Annotated in this window: 20 protein-coding genes, 1 pseudogene and 1 riboswitch; of the genes and pseudogenes, 15 read left to right on the top strand and 6 right to left on the bottom strand. The window is 46.5% G+C overall.

The features are described 5' to 3' along the window. Positions 1–9 precede the first annotated feature (9 nt). Together glnE and hldE are read left to right on the top strand one after the other, a co-directional pair. Positions 10–2,832, top strand: coding sequence for a bifunctional [glutamate--ammonia ligase]-adenylyl-L-tyrosine phosphorylase/[glutamate--ammonia-ligase] adenylyltransferase (gene glnE, locus HGT73_RS06950; RefSeq protein ID WP_214213036.1), 2,823 nt, complete (start codon positions 10–12; stop codon positions 2,830–2,832). Positions 2,833–2,934: 102 nt separating this feature from the next. Beyond that, a complete protein-coding gene (gene hldE, locus HGT73_RS06945) occupies positions 2,935–4,359 on the top strand; it encodes a bifunctional D-glycero-beta-D-manno-heptose-7-phosphate kinase/D-glycero-beta-D-manno-heptose 1-phosphate adenylyltransferase HldE (RefSeq protein ID WP_214213034.1) in 1,425 nt (474 codons plus the stop codon). A 49-nt stretch (positions 4,360–4,408) separates the two neighbouring features. Here the strand turns inward: hldE and ubiK are convergent, their stop codons facing one another. Beyond that, positions 4,409–4,726 carry a ubiquinone biosynthesis accessory factor UbiK gene (ubiK, locus tag HGT73_RS06940; protein ID WP_214213032.1) on the bottom strand — a complete coding sequence of 106 codons (318 nt, stop codon included), beginning with the start codon at positions 4,724–4,726 and terminating at the stop codon, positions 4,409–4,411. Positions 4,727–4,902: 176 nt separating this feature from the next. Continuing rightward, positions 4,903–5,052: riboswitch (FMN riboswitch) on the top strand. Between the two features lie 105 nt (positions 5,053–5,157). Between ubiK and ribB the strand changes: the two genes are divergently transcribed. Continuing rightward, positions 5,158–5,817 (top strand): 3,4-dihydroxy-2-butanone-4-phosphate synthase, encoded by a 660-nt coding sequence (gene ribB, locus HGT73_RS06935; protein WP_214213030.1) that lies wholly within the window; start codon positions 5,158–5,160, stop codon positions 5,815–5,817. 456 nt (positions 5,818–6,273) lie between these two features. After that, positions 6,274–7,092, top strand: a pseudogene (locus HGT73_RS06930) (DUF4225 domain-containing protein). Here HGT73_RS06930 and HGT73_RS06925 read toward each other — a convergent pair. Beyond that, the gene (locus tag HGT73_RS06925; protein WP_214213027.1) at positions 7,089–7,403 is read right to left on the bottom strand and encodes a hypothetical protein; all 315 of its coding nucleotides are present in this window, start codon (positions 7,401–7,403) and stop codon (positions 7,089–7,091) included. The pseudogene HGT73_RS06930 and the gene HGT73_RS06925 sit on opposite strands and share 4 nt — an antisense overlap. Before the next feature lie 334 nt (positions 7,404–7,737). On the opposite strand from HGT73_RS06925, the gene ygiD reads away from it, so the two are divergent. Beyond that, positions 7,738–8,520 (top strand): 4,5-DOPA-extradiol-dioxygenase, encoded by a 783-nt coding sequence (ygiD, locus tag HGT73_RS06920; RefSeq protein WP_214213025.1) that lies wholly within the window; start codon positions 7,738–7,740, stop codon positions 8,518–8,520. A 55-nt stretch (positions 8,521–8,575) separates the two neighbouring features. Here ygiD and tolC read toward each other — a convergent pair whose 3' ends face one another. Further along, complete coding sequence (gene tolC, locus HGT73_RS06915) at positions 8,576–10,069, bottom strand: outer membrane channel protein TolC (RefSeq protein ID WP_214213023.1); 1,494 nt, start codon at positions 10,067–10,069, stop codon at positions 8,576–8,578. A 207-nt stretch (positions 10,070–10,276) separates the two neighbouring features. Here tolC and nudF point away from each other — a divergent pair, with 207 nt between their 5' ends. Genes nudF through parE form a run of 5 tightly spaced genes read left to right on the top strand, consistent with a single transcriptional unit; the run spans position 10,277 to position 14,714 of the window. After that, positions 10,277–10,912 (top strand): ADP-ribose diphosphatase, encoded by a 636-nt coding sequence (gene nudF / locus HGT73_RS06910; RefSeq protein WP_214213021.1) that lies wholly within the window; start codon positions 10,277–10,279, stop codon positions 10,910–10,912. Beyond that, positions 10,909–11,340: a DUF1249 family protein gene (locus HGT73_RS06905; protein WP_214213018.1), complete on the top strand. Its 432-nt coding sequence runs from the start codon at positions 10,909–10,911 to the stop codon at positions 11,338–11,340. The genes nudF and HGT73_RS06905 overlap by 4 nt, the downstream gene beginning before the upstream one ends. 39 nt (positions 11,341–11,379) lie before the next feature. Continuing rightward, positions 11,380–12,204 carry a 3',5'-cyclic-AMP phosphodiesterase gene (cpdA, locus tag HGT73_RS06900; protein WP_214213016.1) on the top strand — a complete coding sequence of 275 codons (825 nt, stop codon included), beginning with the start codon at positions 11,380–11,382 and terminating at the stop codon, positions 12,202–12,204. Between the two features lie 2 nt (positions 12,205–12,206). Then, a complete protein-coding gene (yqiA, locus tag HGT73_RS06895; RefSeq protein WP_214213015.1) occupies positions 12,207–12,788 on the top strand; it encodes an esterase YqiA in 582 nt (193 codons plus the stop codon). Positions 12,789–12,818: 30 nt separating this feature from the next. Further along, the gene (parE, locus tag HGT73_RS06890) at positions 12,819–14,714 is read left to right on the top strand and encodes a DNA topoisomerase IV subunit B (RefSeq protein WP_214213013.1); all 1,896 of its coding nucleotides are present in this window, start codon (positions 12,819–12,821) and stop codon (positions 14,712–14,714) included. A 12-nt stretch (positions 14,715–14,726) separates the two neighbouring features. On the opposite strand, the gene HGT73_RS06885 is transcribed toward parE, so the two are convergent. After that, positions 14,727–15,314, bottom strand: a complete 588-nt coding sequence (locus tag HGT73_RS06885) for an NAD(P)H-dependent oxidoreductase (protein WP_214213011.1) — start codon at positions 15,312–15,314, stop codon at positions 14,727–14,729. Positions 15,315–15,514: 200 nt separating this feature from the next. Between HGT73_RS06885 and parC the strand changes: the two genes are divergently transcribed. From parC to ftsP, 3 genes are all read left to right on the top strand, one after another. Then, positions 15,515–17,752 carry a DNA topoisomerase IV subunit A gene (gene parC / locus HGT73_RS06880; RefSeq protein ID WP_214213009.1) on the top strand — a complete coding sequence of 746 codons (2,238 nt, stop codon included), beginning with the start codon at positions 15,515–15,517 and terminating at the stop codon, positions 17,750–17,752. 114 nt (positions 17,753–17,866) lie between these two features. Further along, a complete protein-coding gene (locus HGT73_RS06875) occupies positions 17,867–18,604 on the top strand; it encodes a 1-acylglycerol-3-phosphate O-acyltransferase (RefSeq protein WP_214213007.1) in 738 nt (245 codons plus the stop codon). 55 nt (positions 18,605–18,659) lie between these two features. Beyond that, the gene (ftsP, locus tag HGT73_RS06870) at positions 18,660–20,096 is read left to right on the top strand and encodes a cell division protein FtsP (RefSeq protein ID WP_214213005.1); all 1,437 of its coding nucleotides are present in this window, start codon (positions 18,660–18,662) and stop codon (positions 20,094–20,096) included. A gap of 32 nt (positions 20,097–20,128) precedes the next feature. Here ftsP and dkgA read toward each other — a convergent pair whose 3' ends face one another. Both dkgA and metC read right to left on the bottom strand, forming a co-directional pair. Next, positions 20,129–20,959 carry a 2,5-didehydrogluconate reductase DkgA gene (dkgA, locus tag HGT73_RS06865; protein ID WP_214213003.1) on the bottom strand — a complete coding sequence of 277 codons (831 nt, stop codon included), beginning with the start codon at positions 20,957–20,959 and terminating at the stop codon, positions 20,129–20,131. A 98-nt stretch (positions 20,960–21,057) separates the two neighbouring features. Then, positions 21,058–22,257: a cystathionine beta-lyase gene (gene metC / locus HGT73_RS06860; RefSeq protein WP_214213001.1), complete on the bottom strand. Its 1,200-nt coding sequence runs from the start codon at positions 22,255–22,257 to the stop codon at positions 21,058–21,060. 295 nt (positions 22,258–22,552) lie between these two features. On the opposite strand from metC, the gene exbB reads away from it, so the two are divergent. Beyond that, positions 22,553–23,278 carry a tonB-system energizer ExbB gene (gene exbB, locus HGT73_RS06855; protein ID WP_214213265.1) on the top strand — a complete coding sequence of 242 codons (726 nt, stop codon included), beginning with the start codon at positions 22,553–22,555 and terminating at the stop codon, positions 23,276–23,278. A gap of 5 nt (positions 23,279–23,283) precedes the next feature. After that, positions 23,284–23,706, top strand: coding sequence for a TonB system transport protein ExbD (exbD, locus tag HGT73_RS06850; protein WP_214212998.1), 423 nt, complete (start codon positions 23,284–23,286; stop codon positions 23,704–23,706). The last annotated feature ends 95 nt before the right edge of the window (positions 23,707–23,801 follow it).

Below are 23,801 nucleotides of genomic sequence, written 5' to 3'. Positions count from 1 at the left end.
GAGAATATTATGTTGCCACTCCCATTAGCATTGACTCAGCAGGCTGAATCCCGTGTAAAAGGGCAATTATCGCCGCAAGAACCTCTGTTTACTGTCCTCGCCTTCAGTGACTTTGTGGCAGAAAATTTACAGCAACACCCTGAGTGGCAACAAAATTTGTATGACCAGCCACCTCATGCACAAGAGTGGCAACATTATGAACGCTGGCTTGAACAACAGCGCGTAGACGTTGAGACGGAAGCGCAAATCATGCGGCGATTAAGACTGTTTCGCCGAGAGATGTTAGTACGCATTGCCTGGATGCAAATTCTCAATATCGCTACCACTGAGCAGACTTTGCAGCAGTTAAGCCATCTTGCAGAAAAGCTTATTACCACCGCACGCGAATGGTGTTGGCAGCAATATTGTTCCGAAATGGGGACACCTTGCAATGCCGAAGGGCAAGTTCAGCCATTACTGATTCTCGGTATGGGAAAACTGGGCGGAGGAGAGCTGAATTTCTCTTCAGATATCGATCTGATCTTTGCCTGGCCAGAGAACGGGTCGACGCGAGGGGGACGACGCGAATGGGATAATGCCCAATTTTTTCTGCGAATGGGGCAACGGATTATTAAACTCCTAGACCAACCGACCATCGACGGTTTTGTTTATCGTGTCGATATGCGACTGCGTCCTTTTGGTGAGAGTGGCCCATTGGTGATGAGCTTCGCCGCGCTAGAGGATTATTATCAGGAGCAAGGGCGCGAGTGGGAGCGTTATGCGATGGTGAAAGCGCGCTTGATGGGGGAAGATCAACCCCCTTTTACTGAAGAGCTGCAACAGCTACTACGGCCCTTTATTTACCGCCGCTATATCGATTTCAGTGCCATCCAATCGCTGCGGACGATGAAGGGTAAAATCCATCGAGAAGTCAGACGTCGGGGCTTAAAAAATAATATTAAGCTAGGTGCAGGGGGAATTCGAGAATGCGAATTTATTGTACAAGTTTTCCAGCTTATCCGAGGAGGGCGTGAGCGTTGCTTGCAGAGTCGCTCTCTATTAACAGCGTTGCAAGCTATTGATACACTCTCATTACTTCCGAGCGAGCAGGTAGGGCTATTACATGAGGGATACCTTTTTCTGCGGCGTGTTGAGAATCTCCTACAAAGTATCGCTGACCAACAGACGCAAACGCTACCCGATGATGACTTAAATCGTCAGCGTTTAGCCTGGGCAATGGGATTTGAACAGTGGTCAACCTTTCATACTCACCTTGAACAGTTGATGATGTCTATTCACACCCTGTTTGTCGCATTAATTGGTGATGAAGAACAAAGTGCATCAGAGGAGCAAGTGGAGAATCATTACCAGCATCTGTGGCTCGAAATACCCGATCTCGACGAACTTCAACTACTGACTCCACAACTCGCCGTTGATCAACAGCAGCAGTTTCTCAGCGCGCTACAGAATTTTCATCACGATATCGGACGGCGTACTGTCGGCCCTCGGGGGCGTCAGGCATTGGACCAACTCATGCCAATGATTTTGGCAGAGGTTTGCCCGCGAAACGATGCCGCCGCCACGTTTTCGCGGTTATTACAAGTTCTACTTAGTGTTGCAAGCCGCAGTACCTACCTTGAGTTATTGATTCAATACCCAGGGGCATTAAAACATCTTGTAAGATTGTGTGCCGCCTCACCCATGGTTGCTACGCAATTAGCGCGCCATCCATTGCTACTTGATGAACTTCTTGATCCCCAGACCCTCTATCAACCGGCACCGAATAATAGCTATCGCGAAGAGTTACGCGAATATTTATTACGTATCCCGCAAGAAGATGAAGAACAACAAGTTGAGGCATTACGCCAATTTAAATTGACCCAACAATTACGTATTGCCGCCGCAGACATTGCCGGGACTTTACCGGTCATGAAAGTCAGTGATCACTTAACTTGGCTCGCTGAAGCCTTATTAGAAGTCGTGGTTTGGCAAGCCTGGCAATTAATGGTGCAGCGTTATGGTAAACCTAATCATTTGACCGATGAACAAGGTCCAGGTTTTGCTGTGGTTGGCTACGGTAAATTGGGGGGATGGGAATTAGGATATCGCTCTGATTTAGATTTGGTTTTTCTGCATGATTGCCCTGCCAATACCGTAACGAATGGCGAACGAAGCATAGAAGGGCGTCAGTTTTACTTAAAGATGGCACAAAGAATTATTCACCTTTTTAGTACACGTACTGCATCGGGGATTTTATATGAGGTCGATGCGCGGTTACGTCCATCTGGGGCGGCAGGGATGCTGGTGACTACTTTTGAGGCCTTTGAAGCCTATCAACATAATGAGGCCTGGACATGGGAGCATCAAGCATTAGTGCGAGCTCGGACAGTATTTGGTCATCCTCGTTTACAGAAAAAATTCGCCGAAATAAGACATCATATCCTCTGTCAGCCCCGCGATATTAGGCAACTGACGACCGATGTTGCGGCGATGCGCGAGAAAATGCTCAAGCATTTGGGCAACAAACATCTGCCACTTTGGGATATTAAGGCAGATTTAGGTGGGATCACTGATATTGAGTTTTTAGCGCAATATTGGGTATTACGTTTTGCTACGGACTACCCTGATTTAACGCGCTGGTCGGACAACGTCCGCATCGTTGAAACCTTGTCACAACAAGGATTACTCACAGAGCAAAACGCTAAGGCATTGACCCATGCCTACATCACGTTACGTGATGCACTGCATCATTTAGCATTACAGGGGGAAAATGGTGGAGTCGAGGAGCATCATTTTCTACAAGAGCGATCCCTCACTCAATCGGTATGGCAGCAATGGCTAGCCAGTGAGTGAGAGACAAAGGGGAGCTGGCGCTGATGCAAGCTCCGCGATTATCATTAGGCTGTGGTATGATAGGCGCAAAATGTTAAACAAATCTAGCTTGGAGTTGCTGGCATGAAGGTTTCACTGCCTGAGTTTAATCGTGCAGGAGTATTGGTGATTGGCGATGTAATGCTAGATCGCTATTGGTACGGCCCAACACAACGAATCTCCCCAGAAGCCCCCGTCCCTGTTGTCAAAGTGGATGTGGTAGAACAGCGTCCGGGCGGTGCGGCGAATGTAGCGATGAATATTGCCGCCCTAGGCGCAGCATCGCGGATTATTGGCTTAACCGGGGAAGATGAAGCCGCCGAACAGTTACACTCCGCATTGACAGACGTGGGGGTGGAGTGCCAATTTGTTACTGTCTCGACGCACCCAACGATCACTAAGTTACGTGTACTTTCGCGGAACCAACAATTAATTCGTTTAGATTTTGAAAATGCCTTCGATTCGCAACATAGCGAGAAAATTACCGAACGGCTGCCTTTCGCCCTCGATAACATGGGTGCCATCGTTTTATCGGACTATGCAAAAGGTGCGTTAGCGGATATTCAACCGCTAATTATTCAAGCCAGAGAAGCGGGTATCCCGGTATTGATTGATCCTAAGGGCAATGACTTTACTCGTTATCGCGGCGCAACGTTACTGACACCCAATCTTTCCGAGTTTGAAGCCGTTGTCGGCAAGTGTCATACAGAAGCGCAATTAGTCGAAAAAGGGATGGCATTACTGGATGAGTGTCAGCTAAGCGCTTTATTAGTCACGCGCTCGGAACAGGGCATGACTCTGCTGCAACCGGGAGTTGCCCCGCTTCATCTTCCTACACAAGCGCAAGAAGTCTTCGATGTCACGGGTGCTGGCGATACGGTTATCGGCGTGCTCGCTGCCTCCTTAGCAAACGGATGTTCGTTGGAAGAGGCCAGTTTTCTCGCCAACACTGCTGCGGGTATTGTGGTCGGTAAGTTAGGAACCTCGACGGTGACACCTATCGAACTGGAAAATGCGTTACATGCTCGTCCCGAAGAGGGATTTGGCATTATGAATGAAGCGAGTTTGCAACAGGCTCTCGCCGCAGCACGTCAGCGTGGTGAAAAGATAGTTATGACAAATGGCTGTTTTGATATTTTACATGCCGGTCATGTTTCCTATTTGACTCACGCACGTAAGCTGGGCGACAGATTAATTGTTGCGGTCAACAGCGATGCATCAACTGCTCGTTTAAAAGGGCCCACACGGCCGGTTAACCCATTAGAGAATCGAATGATTGTCTTAGGCGCTCTCGGTGCCGTTGATTGGGTGATTCCTTTTGAAGAAGATACGCCTCAGCGTTTGATTGGTGAGCTATTGCCCGATTTGCTGGTTAAAGGGGGAGACTATCGCCCAGAGCAAGTTGCGGGAGGCGAAGAAGTCATTGCGAATGGCGGCGAGGTACGCATCCTTAATTTCGAGGAAGGCTTATCGACCAGCAACATTATTAAGAAAATTAACGGTCAGTGATTGAAATAAGACGTCGGTCCCTGCAGGGACGACGTCATCATGCTGAAACTTATTTGACGTCTGGAACAATAGGTGTTTCGTTAGATACGTCGGCAGGGCTGACTTCTTGGGGGCCTGTCGCGGTGACTTGCTTGCTCTCTAGCGCTTCAAGGCGTTTTTCTAACAATGCCAGTTTTTCACGCGTGCGAACTAATACCTGCGTTTGCACATCAAACTCATCACGGTTAACCAGCTCCATACGGCTCAGTTGTGCTTGGAGTACCTGACGGATTTTCTTTTCGACATCATCACCAAGATTACGGATCCCCTGCGGGAGAGCGTCTTGGACTTGGCGTGCAATTTGTTCAATTTTTTTTGCATCAATCATAATTATTCCCTGAGGTTAACGCCGGAGAAACAGTAATATTTCTGGCATACAGGCTGTAAGTAATTTAAGTGTAATCCCTAATTCACTAAGGTTAAACCTAATTTCTGCACATTAAATGACAATTTTAGCAATTAGGGTTCATTGCGTATTAATTATTTTGCCGATATAGTGATTAGGCTTATTCTCAGGGCGGGGCGTAATTCCCCACCGGCGGTAAATCAGACTCTCTGAAAGCCCGCGAGCGCTTTATTCTACTGGAATAAAGGTCAGCAGATCCGGTGTAAATCCGGGGCCGACGGTTATAGTCCGGACGGGAGAGGGTAAAGATACTGTTCCGATCACTGCGATCTCTGCTGTATTGCTACGTTTAACGACGTCACTCCTATGCCCTGATTCTGGTAATTTTATTAATAGATATAGGATTTTTTACCATGAATCAGAACACACTTTTATCTGAATTTGGCACGCCAGAACAGCGTGTAGAATCGGCTCTACAAGCACTTCGTGAAAATCGCGGTGTAATGGTCTTAGATCACGAAGACCGTGAAAATGAAGCCGATATGATTTTTGCCGCCGAAACCATGACCGTCGAACAGATGGCCCTCACCATTCGTCATGGTAGCGGCATCGTCTGCTTATGTATTACTGAGCAACGTCGCCAGCAATTATCATTACCAATGATGGTCGAACACAACTCCAGTGCTTACGGCACGGGGTTTACTGTGACTATCGAGGCTGCTCAAGGCGTTACCACGGGTGTCTCTGCCGCGGATCGTTTAACGACGGTACGTGCTGCGATTGCTGAGAACGCTGTTCCGGGTGACCTGAATCGCCCTGGGCATGTATTCCCTCTGCGTGCACGCGAAGGTGGGGTGTTGACTCGTGGCGGACATACCGAGGCGACGATCGATCTGGTCAGATTAGCAGGCTTTTCTCCTACGGGCGTACTATGTGAGCTGACTAACGATGACGGGACGATGGCTCGGGCCCCCGAGGCGATTATTTTTGCTAGGCAGCATAATATGCCTGTCGTGACCATCGACGATCTCGTCGCTTGGCGTCAACGTTATGATCAACAAAAAGCGGTATAAATCCTACGCTTAATCTCTACACTTATTGCTATCGGCTCTACGCTAAGTTTTAGCCTCAAGCCGGTAGCAGTAGTCGCGTTCAGTCGCACCTCGATACCCCTCGAATAATATCCTCGTGAGTGACGGGGGCAAGTAGATAATCGAGCCCACCATCTAATAAAAATAATAAAACTAAAAAAAGAAAGTTATTGGTCATCATATCCCTAATGATTATTTTCTTTTTTTCGAGCGGTAATTTTTCATTTCTAGTAACTTTCCAATTTGTTGTCGTGTGAATCTTTCATCTACATACCACTTACTAGTAAACGCTAAAATTTAACAAACCAAGCGTGGGTTTTAGGGTTGACCAAGCGAGGAACAGTGCTAAAAAAATAGCTAATACTTTATTTAGCCTTTTTATCGATGTAAGTTTTAACTTGATGAGTATTATCGGTGACATAACATACAGGGAAAGAAATGGATACTGCATTACTTGATATAATGCGCTCAGGCAGGAATAAGAACTGGGCAGAAACAATGATTAACCTTGAGGCCAGAAAGCTTATCAATACAGCTAATATGCTGTCAGCTTTCCATCTCAGAGACAGTTTCACCCGAATGAAATTTATTCAGGAAATAAAAGATGTTATTGATCAGTAATTTGCAGCCGCCAGACGCGCAAAGTCTGATGAAGAGTGCATGGCCAGCGTAAAAAACCTCAGGGCAGAGACCGAAAGTCTTGAAGAACAGGGGCGTATGCTCCGCACTAAAGCGGCGAAAATTTACGCAAAAGTGGAGTTCGTTCGGGAAAATAACAAAATTGTGGGGTATGTGATTTCAGCTGTGAACATAGTTCTGTCGGGGGTTACGATAGTTGGCGGGTCTATTATGTTAACCACGATGGGGCCAATAGGAATGTTAGCCGGCGCGGTGTTAGTTGTTGATGGATTTAACGGTTTATCTAAGGAATTGAGAAATTTGACACAGTCAGCGGGTCATAGTTTTTCACAAGGAATTTTTGCTGATTCAGTGATGCAAACTGCTCAGTTTATGGGGTTCAGTTCAAAAGCAGGACTGGCTTTTTATAACGGGATCACTCTTGGTGCCAGTGTTTACAGTATTTTCGGTCTTATACGAAAACCGGGAGCATGGAGATTATTCAGATGGATGCCGAGTGACTATTATCGCAGAGTCGAAACAATGAGCCGTCCCACATTAACAATTAAGATTGTTGGTTACGGTGTGAAAGCAAAAGTGATTTTCGATCTTTTAACGACAGACAGTGGTAAGGGTTAATGCCTATTTTTTTTCCTGTAACGCCATGATTTATATGAAACGACTAAGGGCTGAGAAAATGACATGATGATTATCCCTAAGATCATTGCCAGCCCGTCTGCCATTATTCTACTCGGTGAACTAAAAGCGACCAGTAATAGAAAAATCACAATACATACACCAGTGACCCAGAGTAACGCATTGAATCGGCGGGCGAGATCATTTATAGCCTCTTCAAGCGTTCCACCATAATTTACCACGTTGTTTTTGATTTTTTGAAGTTCATCATGACGAAATCCCGACTCTAGCAATGCTGTTTCACTCACTTTCATAGCAACCTACCTTCCATCCTTAAATGTAGATACCTTTCATCAGCAAGAATACACAAAAATCCATGGAAAAGCAGAAGCCTCACAATATGGTCCTTTGCACACTTGACCTTCAACCCCAAGATCACTTCTTGATGGTCTACCTCTTTTACCATTTGGCGACAGAGTATGATGTTAATGAGGTCTCAAATTAACACTCCGGCGTGCTAAGAGTCGTCGCGACACAGAAGGCGACCGATATTCAAATTTTTTGAAAATGATCATCACGGCTTACTAGGTGTATTTTTTATCCAGCGGCGTATCCTAGGCGTAAATTCTTGTGATAAGAGGAGTTATCATGACTCAACCTATGCCTGCACTGTTCTTAGGGCACGGTAATCCGATGCACGCCATTCAAGAAAACCGTTACACCGAGGTCTGGCGCCAACTGGGTGCACAGTTACCTCGTCCTAAAGCTATCTTGGCGATCTCAGCACACTGGGTGACCCAAGGCACTGCGGTGACGGCAATGGATCGGCCGAAAACGATTCATGATTTTGGTCGTTTCCCCCAGGCGCTGTTTGATGTTCGCTATCCGGCACCCGGTGATCCACAGCTAGCGCAATCAATCAAACAGCGCTTAGCCTCGTCTAATGTGACCCTCGATCAACACTGGGGATTAGACCATGGTACCTGGGGAGTCTTAGTGAAAATGTATCCTGAGGCAGATATCCCCGTTGTTCAACTCAGTTTGGATGCGGGCTTATCAGCCGAAGAACATTACCAGCTGGGCAAACAACTTTCCGCACTGCGCGATGAGGGGATCTTACTGCTCGCCAGCGGCAACACTGTGCATAACCTCGCGATGGCGCGTTGGGGAGCGGAAGGGAATATTTATCCTTGGGCAGAGGATTTTGACCGCTTTGTGCAAAATGCCTTAACTTCTGAGACAGGGGATAGACATCATCCGCTGGTTGATTATCAGCAACTCCCTAATGCACAACTCGCCAATCCAACACCGGAACATTTCCTTCCGTTGCTGTATATTTTAGGCGCAGCGCGTGCGGACGATACTATTACTGTACCGGTGACGGGAATGGATATGGGAAGTATTAGTATGACCAGTGTGTTAGTGCGATAAAAGGGGATAATTGACCGCAGGAAAGACGTCATTGTCTTACCTGCGGTTGCATTAATTACTCGCGAAACGGATTGCCTGCACTTGGCGCACGGACTCTTGAAGAATGCGTAACCGGCGCTACAGATGTCATTGCAGCTGGCTGAGCATGAACCGTTGTTTCACCATCAGCAAGACGATCTTGTACTGGGTTATCCGGTGCCACCGCTTCCGGTGACGTAGCAACCTCTCTTCCTAAAGTATTGTTTAAATTAGCAAGATCCTGTTCGTTAAGCGTTCCTAACGCATACTTAATGTTGATCTGGTTAATGAGATAACCATAACGTGCGTTGGCAAGTTGTTGCTTGGCATTATAGAGCGTAGTGGTGGCCGCTAACACATCAACAATAGTACGAGTCCCGACTTGGTAGCCGGCTTCCATCGCATCCAATGAGCTTTGTGCTGAGACAACGGCTTGGCGGTAGGCTTCAATGCTGCTAATAGAGGCATTAATATTATTAAAGGATGAACGTACCGTTTGTACCGTTGAACGGTGAGCACTTTCTAACTTTTCACTGGAGCTGACAAAGCTGTATTCAGCTTGTTTTACCTGAGAGGTTACAGAGCCGCCGCTATATAAAGGAATCGATAGGCTTACCCCAACTTGATTACTTCCCTGAATATAATCTTGTGTCGTAGAGGTGGTATGAGCGCGATAACCGTCGTATTTATTATTGGTCACACCCGTTGAGGCATTGAGGCTCAATGTTGGCATGTGGCCGGTTTCGTAATAACGAATTTGTTCACGTGCGAGATCTTTAGAAAGGCGTGCAGAGAGCAACGATAAGTTGTGGTTTTCCGCTTTCGCTAACAGCGTATCAATAGGCTGTGGTTTTTCGGTTTGAAAGCGATTGATGTCGAGAGACGAGAGAGAGAAGTAACTATTTCCCGTTACCTGACGTAATGCCTCCATTTTATTATCGATATCATTACGTGCAGTGACTTCATTGGCTAAAACGCTGTCGTACTGTGCGCGCGCATTTTGTACGTCAGTAATGGCGACTAAGCCGACATTAAAGCGTTGAGTCGTCTGATCCAGTTCACGATAAATGGACTGTTTTTGCGCTTCGACGTAAGAAAGCGTATCGATGGCGTTTAATACATTAAAATAAGCGGTTGCCGTATTTAAAATTAACTCTTGTTGGGCAACTTGATAAGACACATCTTGGATACCTGCCGTCTTTTCTTGTAACGTTAAGGCACGCCATTTAGACATGTCAAAAATCGTTTGCGTCAGTTGCAGTGAGCCTGCCCAAGTATTGGAACGTATACCACTATAATCCCTAAAACCGCTGTTAAAATTGTAATCACCACCAAGGCCTAGTTGCGGGAGTAGTGGACTACGCGATTCATTAATTTTCTCAAAAGCAGCATCGCGATCAGCCGCTGCACTACGTAAATCAGGATTAGTATCACGTGCTTGTTGATAAACTTGTAATAAGTTTTCAGCGTGGCCTAATTGACTGAAGCCAGCTAAGCTCAGACCAACGAGTACGGGGAGCAATTTTTTCATTTGCGTTCCTTTGTGTTGCAGCGAAATTGCAAAAAATAAAGTTATCAGGTCAAAAATATCTCGAATTGTACCAGACAGGCAGAATGAAATAAGTTGGCTGAACGTGCCTTAAATGGAGCGTTAGCGTAAAATAATGCCTGAATTGCTGAGTTATTAGTAAAAATTGTCCTAGGTAATTGGAACAACCCTACATCCGAGGTCTATTATATGTGCAAAAAGCTAAAATCTCCCACCCAATTTACACGCGACGATGTTGAAATAGTGCACGAAGAACCCATGTATAAGGGATTCTTTTCAATCACTAAATACCGTTTTCGTCATCGACTCTACGCTGGAGGCATGAGTAATCCTGTCGAGCGCGAGGTATTCCAACGAGGAAAAGCGGTTGCACTATTGCCTTATGACCCCGTTAGAGATGAAGTTGTACTTATTGAACAAATCCGTATCCCAGCACTGGATGCCGATCGCACGCCTTGGTTGATTGAATTAGTGGCGGGCATTTGTGAAATCGGTGAGTCGGAGGAAGAGGTTGCACGTCGAGAGGCCGACGAAGAAGCAGGTCTAGCACTAGGTCGGACAAAACCGGTGTTAAGCTATCTTTCGAGTCCAGGAGGAAGCAACGAAAGGCTGGCTATTTGGGTCGGCGAGGTAGATGCAGCGAAAGCAGAAGGGAATCATGGTTTAGCGAGTGAAAATGAAGACATTCTCGTCAGAGTTGTGAGTCGTGAACTCGCTTATCAGTGGGTGGAGTCAGGCGTGATTGATAATGCAGCCTCTATCATTGCGCTGCAATGGCTTACCTTACATCATGAGCAATTACGTAATGAGTGGTTATCTCCATGAAACAGCAATACATTCCCAATTTTCCGGAAATGATGCGTTTAAATGAAACAAATTATGCACAGTTACGGCGACTGATCCCAAGAGATGAAGTGGAAGGGGCAGCGCTGACTTACCAAGTTAAGGGGATTCACTATCAAGTTATGATTGAAGAATCGACCCGCTATACGACGAAAGTCATGATCAAGCAGGTCGCTCCAGTGGTCAGCTATTGGCAACTACCTTCGATGTCGGTAAGGCTATATCATGATGCAATGGTCGCAGAAGTGTGTTCGACCCAGCAGATCTATCGTTTCAAAGCACGCTATGATTATCCTAATAGAAAATTACATCAACGCGATGAAAAGCATCAAATTAACCAGTTCCTTTCCGAATGGTTACGTTATTGTCTTGTGCAAGGTGTAATGGCTACCGCCCAGCACGAGTTATGAGACAATAGAGTTTTTAACGCTGATAAAAGGTGCGTCTTAGTGAATTCGTTAGTGCTAGAGATCGCTGATAATCGGAGTGTCCGACTGCTACAACTCACTGACATGCATCTCTTTAGAACTCCGCATGAAAGTTTATTAGGGGTGAATACGTGGCAGAGTTATCAAGCCGTATTGGCTGCTGTTAGTGCAGAACGGCATAATATCGACCTCGTAGTAGCGACTGGCGATCTCGCTCAAGACCAAAGCCCTGAAGCCTATTTGGCGTTTGCCGCGGGCATTCATCAGTTGCAAAAACCCTGTGTGTGGTTACCGGGTAACCATGACTTCCAGCCAGCGATGGTGAACACGCTGGCGCACCAAGGGATCTGCCCGCAAAAATCGGTGTTACTTGGCGCACATTGGCAATTATTACTGCTTGATAGCCAAGTTCATGGTGTGCCACATGGATTATTAAGTGACTACCAACTGCAAGGATTAAGCGAGGCACTGGCTCGTCACCCTCAACGGCATACGGTTATTTTGCTGCATCACCATCCGACACCGTCAGGGTGCACATGGCTGGATGCACATAGCTTACGCAATGCTCATCAGTTGGCAGAGGTCCTACAGCATTACCCTCTGGCTAAAACTATTGTCTGCGGCCATATCCATCAAGAGATGGATGCAGGCTGGCAGGGAAGACGCGTGTTATCGACGCCCTCCACCTGCGTACAGTTTCGTCCACAATGCACTGGGTTTACGATTGACTCGCTTTCTCCTGGCTGGCGTTGGCTGGAGCTGCATCCAAATGGTGAGATTTCGACGCGTGTAGAACGTTTATCTGATACACAATTTCAACCTGATCTTCACTCAGAAGGGTACTAAGCATGTCAACATTGCTGTATCTGCATGGCTTTAACAGCTCTCCTCGTTCAGAAAAAGCCGCGCGACTCGCTGATTGGTTAGCTGAATACGCCCCACATATTCAGTTGCGTATTCCTGAATTGCCCGCTACGCCGGAAACAATTGAAACTTTTTTAATCACAGAGTTTGAAGGCTGTACTGACCAGCCAGTCGGGATTATCGGGTCATCCTTAGGCGGTTATTATGCGACTTGGTTATCACAACGTTACCGCGTACCGGCTGTAGTCATTAATCCTGCAGTGAAGCCATTCGAGTTATTACTCAATTTTTTAGGTGAGAATCAGAATCCATACACTGGGCAAAAATATATGGTAGAGTCTCGCCATATTGACGATTTGAAAGCGCTCGAAGTGACCCCGTTAATCGCGCCTGAACAGTTATGGTTACTCCAGCAAACCGGTGATGAGGTATTAGATTATACCGAAGCGGTTACGTATTATTCAGCATGCCGTCAAACGATTGAACAAGGGGGAAATCATGCCTTTATCGCGATTGAACGTCACTTCCCATCAATCATCGAATTTCTTGGTTTAACTTATTGTTAGCCACTCACTCTGTACAAATGAAAGAAGACAATGACTCAATCAAGTTATAATGCTGCCGATATCGAAGTGCTGACTGGCCTTGAGCCGGTTAGACGTCGACCCGGCATGTACACCGATACTGTTCGACCTAATCACTTAGCTCAAGAAGTGATTGATAACAGTATTGATGAAGCGTTAGCGGGACATGCGAAACGCGTTGAGGTTATTCTTCATGCCGATCAATCACTGGAAGTGATCGATGATGGGCGAGGAATGCCTGTGGATATTCACCCTGAAGAGGGTGTCCCGGCGGTTGAGCTTATTCTCTGCCGTCTGCATGCGGGAGGCAAGTTCTCCAATAAAAATTACCAGTTTTCCGGTGGCCTACATGGCGTCGGTATCTCGGTCGTCAATGCGCTCTCTACTCGCGTTGAAGTCACCGTTAAACGAGGCGGTGAAGTCTATGACATGGCCTTTGAGAATGGTGATAAAGTTCAAGATCTCACGGTAACTGGTACGGTAGGTCGCCGTAATACCGGTACTCGTGTCCATTTCTGGCCAGATAGCCATTTTTTCGATACACCCAAATTTTCAGTCAGTCGTTTAAGCCATTTGTTAAAAGCGAAAGCGGTGCTGTGTCCCGGTGTTGAGATTATCTTCAAAGACAAGGTTAATGATAGCGAACAACGTTGGTGCTATCAGGATGGCTTGACGGACTATTTACGTGAAGCGATAAATGGCCTACCAACCTTGCCAGATCAGCCTTTTGTCGGCACTTTTTCGAGCGAGACGGAAGCGGTTGATTGGGCGCTGCTTTGGCTGCCGGAAGGCGGCGAACTGCTGACTGAAAGTTATGTCAACTTGATCCCCACCATGCAGGGCGGTACTCACGTTAATGGATTGCGCCAAGGATTGTTGGACGCAATGCGTAACTTCTGCGAATACCGGAATATTTTGCCTCGCGGCGTCAAGCTATCCGCGGAAGATATTTGGGATCGTTGTGCGTACGTATTATCGGTAAAAATGCAAGATCCGCAATTTGCGGGACAAACTAAAGAGCGACTTTCTTCTCGCCAATCGGCAGGATTTGTAGCCAGCGTCGTCAAAGATGCTTTTAGTCTCTGGTTAAACCAAAACGTACAGGTCGCCGAGCAATTGGCGGAGTTGGCCATTGCGAGTGCACAACGGCGCTTACGTGCTGCGAAGAAAGTCGTGCGTAAGAAATTGACCAGCGGGCCTGCATTACCAGGAAAATTGGCTGACTGTACTGCCCAAGATTTGTCACGTACTGAACTCTTTCTCGTTGAAGGCGATTCTGCGGGAGGATCAGCCAAACAGGCACGTGAACGTGAGTTCCAAGCCATCATGCCGCTTAAAGGGAAAATTCTCAATACGTGGGAAGTCTCTTCGGATGAGGTGCTAGGATCACAAGAGGTGCATGATATCTCGGTGGCCATCGGTATTGATCCCGATAGCGAAGACTTAAGCCAACTGCGCTACGGCAAAATTTGTATTTTAGCGGATGCTGATTCCGATGGTCTACACATTGCCACCTTGCTCTGTGCGCTGTTCGTTAAGCACTTTCGCCGCCTGGTACGCGATGGCCACGTTTACGTTGCGATGCCGCCGCTTTATCGGATTGATTTGGGTAAAGAAGTGCATTACGCCTTGGACGATGAAGAGAAAGCGATCATCATTGAAAAGCTCAGTCGTAAGCGTGGGAAAATCAGTGTTCAACGTTTCAAAGGGTTAGGTGAAATGAATCCTTCACAACTGCGTGAAACAACGCTCGATCCGAATACTCGTCGCTTAGTACAACTAACGATTAGCGACGAAGATGAAGCGGAAACCTTACGCGTGATGGACATGCTACTCGCGAAAAAACGCTCTGAAGATCGGCGTAATTGGTTACAGGAGCAAGGCGATCAGGTCGACATCGAACTCTAACCGCCGAGCGGATTACACTTGGCCGAAAATATCGGTCAAGTGTTGCTGATAGTCGCGAACGAAGGTCGGAATATCAGGCTGTTTAATCACGTCATTACAGATAAAGGTTGGGTGAGGCGTCATCCCTAAAAATTGGAAGGCTTTATGTGTATGAAGATAAAGCCCATCCACGCCGATGCCTTCAAAGAACTGATCTTTATCAGTAAAAGCCTGCAGAGGAGCATTCCAGGTTAGGGACAATAAGTAGTGCTTGCCCTGTAACAGCCCACCTGAACCATAGTGTTTGTCGCGGTCTGCGCGGCTACGGCCATCGTTAGCATAAAGGCTACCGTGTCCAAGGCTTAGTACTTCATCGATATATTTTTTTACCGTCCAAGGCTCACCCATCCACCAAGCTGGCATTTGTAATATAAGGCTATCGGCTGCCAAAAATTGTGCCACCTCGTGTTCACAATCATAGTCATCAATCACGCGGGTTTTCGTGACTTTATGCCCGAGTAACTGAAGGGTATCGACAGCGGTAGCTGCTAGGGTGTGATTAAGTTGACCTTGGGAGAGCCCAAAAGTTGTCCCGCCGTCAATAATATGGATATGGCTCATTAATGTTCTCATGTGTCAATGTGGGAAAATCGGTCGATGTACAGTAAACCGTTTTGGCATAGCAATAATTAACACCCTATGCGATCGCTGGGTAGAGGGCGAAGAGAGTTATTGTGACTAACGACGTCTAATAATGTACTATCGCGGGCAAATAATCCCGTTAGAAATGTAGAGTTCGGGAGTGAAGTGAGGAGTATTTCATGAGTGTAATCACGCAGGATGGTGTCGAGCGTCGTGCTCTTCACGAATTTACTGAGAATTCTTATCTCAATTATTCGATGTACGTCATTATGGACCGCGCATTGCCTTATATTGGTGATGGTCTTAAACCAGTTCAACGTCGTATTATTTATGCGATGTCAGAACTGGGTCTCAATGCGAGCGCTAAATTCAAAAAATCAGCGCGTACCGTAGGTGATGTGCTCGGTAAGTACCACCCTCATGGTGATAGTGCTTGTTATGAAGCCATGGTACTGATGGCTCAGCCGTTCTCTTACCGTTATCCGTTAATCGATGGACAAGGTAACTGGGGCGCTCCCGATGATCCGAAGTCCTTTGCGGCTATGCGTTATACCGAATCACGCCTCTCTAAATATGCGCAAACCTTATTAGCGGAACTCGGCCAAGGAACCGTCGATTTTATTCCCAACTTCGATGGCACCTTAGAACAGCCGAGAATGCTACCGGCACGTCTTCCGAATATTTTACTCAACGGGACGACCGGTATTGCCGTCGGTATGGCAACTGATATTCCTCCGCATAACTTACGGGAAGTGGCTCAAGCCACTATTGCGTTGATCGATAAGCCCGAGACGTCATTAGACACATTGATGGATATCGTTCAAGGGCCAGACTTCCCGACGGAAGCAGAAATCATCACTCCACGTAAAGAAATCCGTAAGATTTATGAGACGGGGCGTGGCAGTATCCGTCAACGTGCAGTATGGCATGTAGAAGAGGGCGAAATCGTCGTGACTGCGTTGCCTCACCAAGCCTCTGGGGCGAAAGTGTTAGAGCAGATTGCGACACAGATGCGAAATAAAAAGTTGCCGATGGTCGAAGATCTCCGTGATGAGTCAGATCACCAAAGTCCAACTCGCATTGTCATTGTTCCACGTTCAAATCGTGTCGACAGTGATGCCTTAATGAACCACCTCTTTGCAACGACCGATCTTGAGAAAAGCTATCGTGTTAACCTAAATATGATTGGGTTAGATAATCGACCAGCGGTTAAAAACCTGCGCGAGATCCTTAGCGAATGGTTAACTTACCGGCGTGATACGGTACGTCGTCGGCTTTCTTATCGTTTAGAGAAAGTACTGAATCGATTACATATTTTAGAAGGCCTATTGGTTGCCTTTTTACATATCGATGAAGTGATTGAGATCATTCGCCAAGAAGATGCCCCTAAGCCTGCATTAGTTGCTCGTTTCGGACTGAGCGATACTCAGGCAGAAGCTATTCTCGAATTGAAATTACGCCACTTAGCTCGACTCGAAGAGGTGAAAATTCGCGGTGAACAGCAAGAGTTAGAAAAAGAGCGTGGTGAGCTACAAGCCTTATTAGCGTCAGAGCGTAAAATGAACACCTTGCTGAAAAAAGAGCTTCAAGCTGATGCGAAATTGTATGGTGACGATCGTCGTTCACCGCTACAAGAGCGTGCAGAGGCGAAAGCGATTAGCGAAACGGATTTAGTTCCCTCAGAACCCATCACTGTTGTGTTATCACAAATGGGGTGGATACGAGCAGCACGTGGCCATGATATTGACCCAACCGGTTTGAGCTATAAAGCAGGGGACAGCTATTTAGCTTCAGCAAAAGGTAAAAGTAATCAACCGGTCAGCCTGATTGACTCAACAGGGCGTAGTTATACTCTTGACCCGAGCACGTTACCTTCCGCGCGTGGGCAAGGGGAACCGATTACCGGTAAACTGAGCTTAGCACCCGGTGCTACGGTGCAGCAGGTTCTGATGGCACCGGATGAGACTAAGCTGTTAATGGCTTGCGATGCGGGCTACGGATTTATTTGTACTTTTGCTGATCTACAATCTCGGACAAAAACCGGCAAAGCCCTACTTACGCTTCCAGATCAGGCGAAAGTCATGCCACCGCAGTTTCTTGATGAGTCGCGGGATCAGCTATTAGCGATTACTGAGGCTGGACGTATGCTGATCTTCTCTGTGGATGACCTCCCTCAGCTTTCCAAAGGGAAAGGGAATAAAATTGTTGCAATCCCCAGTGCCGATTTTGCTGCAGGAAAAGATAAGCTGGCATGGTTGGTGTTAATCTCAGCACAAAGTAGCGTTACCTTACATGTCGGAAAGCGTAAGTTGAAATTACGCAGTGAAGAACTGCAGAAGTTTAACGCTGAGAGAGGCCGTAAAGGGACATTGCTACCGCGAGGATTACAACGCATCGATCGTGTCGATATTGAATAACGTTTCTCTCTCTATCGCTGAGAAAAACCTAATGTGAAGGCGGGTATTGAGCCACTCAGATTATCCAAATAGGCTTGATATCTGTCCTTGAATGATGAACGTATTGAGGATGCTATGCTGTTAATTTTACGAGCGATAATAGTCGTTGTGTATTCTATTTTAGTCAGTGTGTTGGGATGTTTATGGTGTCTCACCTCTCCGCGCAATCCGCGCCATGTGGCTACCTTCGCGCACCTGTTTGGTAAGTTAAGTCATTTGTTTGGTATTCAACTGGAGATGCGTCGACCCGAGGGGATCGAACAGGTCGGAAACGCAATTTATATTGCCAACCATCAGAATAACTACGATATGGTTACCGCCGCGAATATGGTACAGGCCCCAACGGTTACCGTCGGGAAAAAAAGCCTTGCGTGGATCCCTTTCTTTGGTCAACTTTATTGGTTAACAGGGAATCTCCTTATCGATCGTGAAAATAAAGCAAAAGCCCATAACAGCATTAACCAAGTCGTAGAACAATTGAAAGATGGCCACGTTTCTTTTTGGATGTTCCCCGAAGGTACGCGGAGTCGTGGGCGGGGGCTACTGCCTTTTAAAACAGGTGCCTTCCATGCAGCGTTAGCAGCCGGCGTACCGATTATTCCTATTGTCGTCTCAAATACGCATGGAAAAATTAACCTTAACCGCCTAAAAAATGGGTTGGTCATTATTGAAATGTTACCACCGATTGATACTACGCCATTCCAAGAGCAATCAGCCAGAAAATTGACCAGCCATTGTCGTGAAATTATGCAGCAGAAATTTGATGAGTTGAATGCGGAAGTGGAACGTCGTGAAGCTGAGCGCGTAAAGTGATCATTGTATTAGACGACTATTGACTCGCTGCTATTTTGTTTAAGGTTAACCATTAATGTCCTTTACCCGACGCAAATTTATTCAGTTTTCAGCCGCTGCGGCTGTTGGTTCCTCGTTATTGCCACGATCGGTCGATGCCGCGGATAATGAGGGAAGTAATCCACTCTATATTCCACCATTGGTAGAATCACGACGTGGCCAACCTATATTTTTAATGATGCAGGAAGCACATTGGCCTTTTAACGGCCGTAATCAAGCGGATTGTGTCGGTTTTAATGGCATGTATTTGGGGCCGACAGTTAAGGTATGGAACGGTGATGACGTTAAACTCATTTACAGCAATCGTCTAACCGAGTCAGTCTCAATGATGGTCAGTGGATTACAGGTACCTGGACCCTTAAGTGGCGGCCCACCTCGGTTAATCTCCTCAGAAGTCGATTGGTCACCGATTTTACCTATTCGACAGCCAGCGGCGACTCTGTGGTATCACGCGAATACTTATCAGCACGCAGGTTCGCAAGTGTACCGGGGATTAGCCGGCTTATGGCTAGTTGAGGATGATGTCAGTAAGCAGCTTGCCCTCCCCAAACACTATGGTGTTGATGATATCCCTCTTATTATCCAAGATAAGCGGTTAGATAATTTTGGATCGTTGGTTTACAGCGATAGCTCAAGCCCATTTCTTGGCGACACACTGCTGGTTAACGGCACACAAAAACCCTATTTCAATGCTTCGCGGGGTTGGGTTCGTTTAAGGTTATTGAATGCTTCTAACTCACGGCGCTACCTGCTACAGCTCTCGGATAACCGTCCCTTTACGGTAATCGCTGGCGATCAGGGCTTTATGTCTGCCCCGGTGATAACAACGCAATTGTCACTTGCTCCTGGTGAGCGACGCGAAGTGCTGGTGGATCTCTCTGACGGTCATAATGTGTCGATTACCGCGGGCACTGAAGCGACGATTATGGAACGGATCCGGGGTATTTTTGAGCCGTCAACGGTTCTGACATCGACCTTAGTGCTCACGCTGCGCCCAACGGGGCTACTGCCATTGGTAACGGATAGCGTTCCTAGCGCCTTGGCACCTGCATTAGCGACAGGATTTGCTAGCCAACATCGGCATATTCGTTTAAATGACTCGCCTGCAGGTATTAATGATCAAGCCTGGGATATGAAGCGTGTTGATATGACGACACAGCAGGGCAGTTTTGAACAATGGACTGTCGAGGCTGATTTACCCCAATCCTTCTCTGTACAGGGAGCAATGTTCCTTATCAAAAGTGTTAATGGTGCACCGCCGATGGTTGAAGACCGTGGCTGGAAAGATACGTTATGGGTCGACGGAAGTGTTGAGTTACTGGTCACGTTCCCGCAAACCTCTTCTGCACATTTCCCATTTATTTATGGTAGTCAGAGCCTTGAACTGTTTGACCAAGGTGCAGTAGGCCAGTTAGTCGTACAACCTTCGCAGTCTACCTCCAATAGTTACTGATAATGCCTCCCCTAGTGGGGAGGCTTATTCGGCTAGCGTTTCTCGAAAGAGTCGGGATCTGGGCCTAACCGTTTACCGCTATCTAACGTGGTGATGGCTTTTAGTTCGTCTTTTTCAAGTTTAAAGTCAAAAACGGCGAAATTTTCATCGATCCGCTTAGGGGTGACCGATTTAGGAATCACAATAAGACCACTGTCGAGATGCCAGCGAATAACGATCTGGGCAGGGGTTTTCTGGTATTTATTGGCTAATTTTTGGATAATTTCCTGATCAAAGACGCCTTCACCGCCTTGTGCAAGAGGGCTCCATGATTCAGTATGTATTTTGTGTAGTGCATTCCAAGTATGGAGTTGGCGCTGTTGGAATAATGGATGTAATTCTATTTGGTTAACCACCGGTGTGACGCCAGTTTCACGGATAATACGCTCAAGGTGTGTCTCTTGGAAATTACAGACGCCAATACTTTTCACTAACCCCTGACGTTGTAAATCAATTATTCCTTGCCATGCTGCAACATAATTATCCTGTTGTGGGCAAGGCCAATGCATAAGATAAAGGTCAACATAGTCGAGTTGTAATTTACCCAAACTGGTTTCTAGTGCTCGCTGCCAATCGTTATGATCGGAATTCCAAAGTTTAGTGGTGATAAAGAGATCTTCGCGAGCCACTGCGCTCGATTGTAAGGCTTGCCCAACCCCTTCTTCATTTTTGTAGATAGCGGCAGTATCGATAGAACGGTAACCGGTATTCAGCGCGTGACTGACGGCATCACGAGTTTGTTCAATTGAGGCTTGCCAAACACCCAAGCCAAGTTGTGGCATGGTACGACCATCATGCAGCGAGACGTCTAATTGCTGAGACATTTTAGGCTCCTTCTCTTGACCATTCGATCGGGGATAATGAGCCTAAGTGTAGTCAAAAAAGTTATTTTTTGAGGCAGAGCCCCAAATTTCAGACAGATTTATGCCAGATCCTTCAATCGCGCAAAGCCTCGCGCTAAATCAGCAATAAGATCCTGAGGATGCTCTAATCCGATATGTAATCGAATAAGCGTCCCGGTAAAATCTAATTCGCCAACAGGACGGATAGCCGCGATCTCTTCCGGCTGACTAGCGAGGATCAGCGACTCGAAGCCCCCCCATGAGTAAGCCATACTAAAATGCGTGAAATGATCGAGGTAATGGGCCAGAGCGGATGGGCTTAATTTTTCCTTCAGGATAAAAGAGAACAATCCACTACTTCCAGAAAAATCACGTTTCCAAAATTGATGACCCGGAGATTGTGGTAAAGCCGGATGGTTTACCCGAAAAACTTCATCGCGCTGACTCAACCATGTTGCGATCTCAATACTCGCCGCCTCGTGTTGCCGTAACCGCACGGATAACGTTCGTAGTCCACGAGCTGCGACATAAGCGGTATCTGCATCAACCATTTGTCCCATTAAATAGGAATTTTCACGCAATTGTTCTACGCAACGTGCATTCGCAACGGCTGTTCCGATCATGGCATCTGAATGGCCAACTAAATATTTCGTACCGGCTTGAATGGAGATATCGACGCCAGCCTCTAATGCATTAAATAAAATACCTGCCGCCCACGTATTATCCAGAATAATGACGGCTTGCGGAGCAATTCGACGCACAGTAGCAATAAGGGTAGGGATATCTTGGACTTCCATAGTGATCGAGGAAGGCGACTCAAGAAAGACTACACGCGTCTCTGGGCGTAGCCACTGTGCAATTTCCTCACCGCTCTGTGCAGGGAAAAAGGTCGTTTCAACGGCGAGTTTTTTTAAAATTGTTGAACAGAAATCTTGCGTCGGTTCATAGACGGAACCGCTAACGAGAATATGATCACCAGCGCTAACAAACGCTAAAATGGCATTTGCCACAGCCGCTGCGCCGCAAGGATAGAGAACACAACCGGCACCGCCTTCGAGTTCGGTCATGGCATCTTGTAAAGCGAAATGGGTAAGCGTGCCGCGACGGCCATAAAAAAGCTCACCTTTCGCTCGACCCGCGGTGGCCTTCTTTTTCTCAGCCACACTAGAAAAAACTAAAGAGGAGGCACGTTGAACGACGCTATTGACTGCCCCTTGCGTGTAGCGAGGTTTACGTCCAGCGCTAATAAGGGTCGTTTCAATATTTTTTTTATCGGACATAGCGGTTCCTAGAATAATATTTCGGATAAGCGCTAGAGTATGCAGAGTCAGCGAGAAAAGGGGAGGTTTTTCTTAGTCTTTTCAGTCATAACAGTATACTTATCCTCTCTTAAAAAACTTATCCCGATTTATGATTATAACTTCCTGTTTTAAGAAAATATTATGCGAAGCCCTTTTTTCTATATGTAAATAGTAATGATAACTACTATCAATAGAGTTTGCTTTTGGTATGATAGTGCAATTGTATTGTGCAACAACCCGAGGCGAGAAAATGAGTGTCGTTACCAATAATCTAATGCAAACGGATTTATCTGTGTTAGGCATGTATCAACATGCTGATATTGTCGTCAAAGTCGTGATGATAGGCTTATTACTCGCCTCTGTGGGGACATGGGCGATTTTTTTCGCCAAATATACGGAATTAACATCAGCGAAACGTCGATTGAAAACTGAGCAAAATGCTTTGAGCGAGGCAAAAACGCTTGAAAGTGCAGGCAAAATTGCACAGCAGTTTTCAACAGGAAGTCATGCTGCACGGTTGATTGCTGAAGCACTTGATGAGCGTGAGCTCTCTACACAAAGCGATGATCATGCCGCAATCAAAGAACGCACAGTATTTCGCTTAGAGCGTCAAGTCGCGCGTATTGCTCGCGATGCGAGTCGTAATAATGGTTTCTTAGCCACTATCGGTTCCGTTTCTCCGTTTATCGGTTTGTTTGGTACCGTATGGGGCATTATGAACAGTTTTATCGGGATTGCGAAAACACAAACGACCAATCTTGCGGTGGTGGCTCCTGGTATTGCTGAGGCGCTGTTGGCCACCGCGGTCGGCCTCGTCGCGGCAATTCCAGCTGTCGTCATTTACAACATTTTTGCACGAATGATCGCTGGCTACAAAGCATCGTTAGGCGATAGCGCAGCACAAATTATTTTATTACAGAGCCGTGATGCTGATCTGCAAAAAAGGACTTTTACGCAAACGACTCTTCACTCATCCAGCCAAAAACTGCGTGCGGGTTAACTGTTATGGCAATGCGACTCAATGATGAAGTAGAAGGTGATGGTGAAATGCATGAAATTAACGTCACGCCATTCATTGACGTGATGTTGGTTCTGCTGATCATTTTTATGGTTGCAGCGCCGCTGGCAACGGTCGATATTCGAGTTAATCTACCCGCTTCCACCAGTACACCACAACCAAGGCCTGAAAAACCGGTTTATCTAAGTGTTAAAGAAGGCAATCAACTCTTTGTAGGGAATGATGCGGTTAGTAAAGAGAACTTAATACAACGCATCATGACACAAACGGAAGGGAACAAAGAGACGACAATTTTTTTCCAAGCAGACAAAAGTATCGATTATGCGACATTAATGAGCATTATGGACGAACTTCGCGGTGCTGGATACTTAAAGATAGGGCTGATGGGCTTAGAAACAGCGACAAAATAGCGTTTAAAAAAACGGAGATCCTCCTACGGGAGGATTTTTTTATTACATTTGTTTGTTATTTGTTGTCATTATTTTAATGAAAGGTGACTTGGATA

It is taken from the genome of Rosenbergiella australiborealis (genome assembly GCF_018494035.1).
GTDB lineage: Bacteria > Pseudomonadota > Gammaproteobacteria > Enterobacterales > Enterobacteriaceae > Rosenbergiella > Rosenbergiella australiborealis.
Note: the sequence above shows the minus strand (reverse complement) of the source record. Positions and strands in the feature narration are given on the sequence as shown.